At 44.9% G+C, this 3,746-nt stretch carries 4 protein-coding genes; 1 reads left to right on the top strand and 3 read right to left on the bottom strand.

Going from position 1 to position 3,746, the window contains the following annotated elements; genetic code table 11:
- A partial coding sequence (locus tag Q0R35_RS01520; RefSeq protein ID WP_295613770.1) for an ATP-binding cassette domain-containing protein occupies positions 1–757 on the top strand: 757 nt, incomplete at its 5' end.
- Positions 758–1,114: 357 nt separating this feature from the next.
- Here Q0R35_RS01520 and Q0R35_RS01515 read toward each other — a convergent pair.
- The 3 genes from Q0R35_RS01515 to sufD all read right to left on the bottom strand — a co-directional run.
- A complete protein-coding gene (locus Q0R35_RS01515) occupies positions 1,115–1,465 on the bottom strand; it encodes a single-stranded DNA-binding protein (protein WP_295613768.1) in 351 nt (116 codons plus the stop codon).
- Positions 1,466–1,633: 168 nt separating this feature from the next.
- Positions 1,634–2,902, bottom strand: coding sequence for a SufS family cysteine desulfurase (locus Q0R35_RS01510; RefSeq protein WP_295613766.1), 1,269 nt, complete (start codon positions 2,900–2,902; stop codon positions 1,634–1,636).
- A gap of 73 nt (positions 2,903–2,975) precedes the next feature.
- Positions 2,976–3,746: Fe-S cluster assembly protein SufD (gene sufD, locus Q0R35_RS01505; RefSeq protein WP_295613764.1), on the bottom strand; the 771-nt coding region annotated here is incomplete at its 5' end.

The raw sequence follows: 3,746 nt of genomic DNA, 5'->3' as shown, positions 1-3,746 counted from the left end.
AGCTTTACCACAAGTACGCGGTGAAATAGAGCTAAAAAATGTCATCTTTGCCTATCCCGATCGATCGACTGTAGTCAAAAAATTATCACTAAAAATTCCTGCCGGACAAACGATCGCGATCGTCGGTGCGACGGGTTCGGGGAAAAGTACACTAGTAAAACTTCTATTGCGACTGTATGAAATTCAGTCGGGAGAAATTACTTTAGATGGCATTAATATTCAGGATTTACATCTAGCCGACTTACGCAGATCGATCGGATTAGTCAGTCAGGATGTATTTTTATTCCACGGTTCAGTGCGAGAAAATATTGCTTATGGTAGTCCTGCTGCAACTCTAGACGAGGTGATTGCTGCTGCTAAAATTGCCGAAGCCGATGAATTTATTGACTTATTACCCGATACTTACGATACGATTGTCGGCGAAAGAGGACAGAAATTATCTGGGGGACAACGCCAACGCATCGCCATCGCGCGGGCAGTGTTAAAGAACCCGCCAATTTTAATTCTTGATGAGGCAACATCGGCGGTAGACAATGAAACTGAAGCCGCAATTCAAAGATCGCTCGATCGAATTACACTCAATCGAACTACAATTGCGATCGCGCATCGTCTTTCTACAATTCGCAACGCTCACTGTATTTATGTCATGGAACGCGGCAAATTAATCGAAGCTGGTACTCACGATGAGTTGTTGGCTCTCAATGGCATCTATGCGGGCTTGTGGAATATTCAACAAAATGCCAAGGTAGCCGCGTAGTCTTTTACCCCACCCCAACCCTCCCCTTATCAAGGGGAGGGAGCCGGAAAGAGCCAACCCTTCATAAGGCTACCCTGTATACACATCTCTGGTGAGAAGCGAAATTAGTGGGAATCCCCCTGTCTTGTCGTTTTTTTACATCACGGGGGAACCCCAGAATAAAAACGCCGCTGTCTTGTCTCGCATAATCCGGGAGGGAACCTCCCGGCTGCGAGCCGCTAAATCCCCCTTAAAAAGGGGGACTTCCGGATCCGGTTCCCCCCTTTTTAAGGGGGGCTAGGGGGGATTCAGATCTCGAAACGAAGTCTAACCAACTTGTTGCATGGTAGCCCCTATATTGTGATGGCATTTAATACCCTAACCGTAATCTGGCATTGCTTCAGCAGCATCTCGCTTAGAGCCGAGTAAATCTAAGCTTTCCACCTTAATTACGGGGCGAGAGCGTTCGGTACCTGTGGCTTTATCAGTCCAAGTTTCTACTTCGAGAGAGCCTTTAATCCCGATTTGACTGCCTTTTTTAGCATAGTTTCTGGCAATCTCAGCAGTTTTACCCCAAATTTTAAGATTGAACCAGTCGGGCTGATCTTGGTTTTTGCTACGACGATTGACAGCTAAAGTGAGGGTGCAGAGCTGAGTGCCAGATTCAAAATATTTCATTTCTGGATCGCCGCCAACTCTGCCTACCAAATGCACGACATTAAGACTCATAATAAATATAGTAGTTATGTACCTAGATTGTAACTCAAAATGGCGATCGGTAGTCTAGTCCGATCGCCGTTTTAGGTTAAGATTTAGTACATTTTCAGAGAGAAACAATCCATTTCTCACCATAACGCTCGATGGTTGCCAATTTTATCTCTAAACAACTCGAAATTCTCAACTAAAGATACTATCAAAAAACTCGATCGATTCTAACAGCGACGCAATGAAAGTATCGATTTCTGCTTTAGTATTATAAAAGTATAAACTCGCCCGTGCCGTCGATTGAGCCTTGATAAAGCGGTGCAGTGGCTGAGTGCAATGGTGTCCAGCCCGAATCGCAATACCCGCCTGATCTAACATCGTCGAAAGATCGTGAGGATGGACTTCACCAGCAGTGAAAGCAGCTAAAGCAGCGCGCTCTTTTGGTGGTTTGGGGCCATAGATTTTAATTTGAGGAATCTGCATTAATTTCTCAAATAAATAAGTATTTAACTCTACTTCATAAGCATGAATTTTATCCATTCCAATGTTAGTTAAATAATCTACTGCCGCCCCTAATGCGATCGCTTCGGCAATAGCAGGCGTACCAGCTTCAAACTTATGTGGTAAATCTGCATAAGTAGCATTTTCTAGAAATACATCAGCAATCATTTCACCACCACCTAAGAACGGCGGCATCGATCGCAACAAGTTTAACTTACCATATAAGAAGCCAATCCCAGTCGGCCCGCACATTTTGTGTCCCGATACCGCCAGCCAATCACAGTCCATATCCTGGACATCTAACGGCATGTGTGGCGCACTTTGGCAAGCATCAATTAATACTTTTGCGCCATATTGATGCGCTAGTGCGATGATATCTTTGACAGGATTGATACACCCTAAAGTATTAGAAACATGCACCACCGAGACTAGTTTTGTTTTCTCATTAACTAAAGATTGGTAATGTCCGAAGTCAAACTCTTCTTCTGGTGTGAGTTGGACGAACTTTAGCCGCGCGCCTGTTTTTTGAGCGACTAATTGCCACGGAATCAGATTACTATGGTGTTCCATCACCGAGAGGATGATTTCATCACCACGTTGAAGATTACTCAATCCCCAACTATAAGCAACTAAATTAATTGCTTCAGTCGCATTCCGGGTGTAAATAATCTCTTGAGAAGAAGCTGCATTGACAAATTTAGCAATCTTTTCGCGTGCGCCTTCATAAGCATCGGTGGCTTCCGCACTGAGCGTATGTACGCCGCGATGAACGTTGGAATTGTAATGACTATAATAATGTTCGAGTGCGTGAATCACAGCATGAGGCTTGTGAGAAGTCGCCGCATTATCGAGATATACCAGCGGCTTGCCATGCACCTCGCGATGGAGAATCGGAAAGTCTGCCCGAACTCGATCCGCAATAGTCAAGGTATCATTTTCTCTAGTTTGAATAAAAGTCATATCACCAGAATTTCCTGTAAGATTTTGGATTAGTCGTAGAATCGGGCTTTCTCTAGTCATTGCTTGCCAGTGTTTAGTTAGCTTTAAATGCTTTTACTGCTGCGGCTAGTCTTGTGCGTACTGAAGCGACGGGAATACGATCGATAATTTCTACAGCAAAAGCGTTGATAAGTAATATTTTAGCTGTTTCGACATCTAAACCTCGGCTCTGGAGATAAAAGATCTCATCGTCTTCGAGTTGGCTGACTGTCGCACCGTGGGAGCATTTGACATTATCGGCGGTAATTTCGAGCTGTGGCTTGGTATCGATGCGCGCCTTGGCAGAAAGTAGCAGATTGCGGTTTAACTGCCCTGCGTTGGTTTGTTGGGCGGCTTGGGGCACGAATACTTTACCGTTGAAGATCGCATGAGCGCGATCGTCTACGATACACTTATGCAGTTGATTGGTAATTCCGTGGGGCTTAGTCAAAGCGATGACACTATGAGTATCTGACTCTCGATCGCCATTTACCATCGTCAAACCATTCAGATGAGTTTCAGTCTGCGCGCCGATTTGGAAGATTTCCCAATTATGGCGAGAGAGCTTGCTACCAAGTTCGATCGCGTTACCAGTATAGGAGCTATGCTCGGATTGGGAAACCGCTGTTTTGCCGATATGAATAGCGGCGATATCTTCAGTTTGAATGCGGGTATGGTTGAGTTTGGCGGATTCTCCCAGCCAGATTTCCGTAACGCTGTTATTAAAATAAGCACAGCTCGACGCAGATGTAGACAGATATTCTTGCACGATCGTTGCGCTACTTCTCTGTTCTAACACGACTAGAGTACGCGGCTGAGTCGCGAT

It is taken from the genome of Chamaesiphon sp. GL140_3_metabinner_50 (genome assembly GCF_025361915.1).
Lineage (GTDB): Bacteria > Cyanobacteriota > Cyanobacteriia > Cyanobacteriales > Chamaesiphonaceae > Chamaesiphon.
This window is presented reverse-complemented; position numbering and strand designations above follow the sequence as displayed.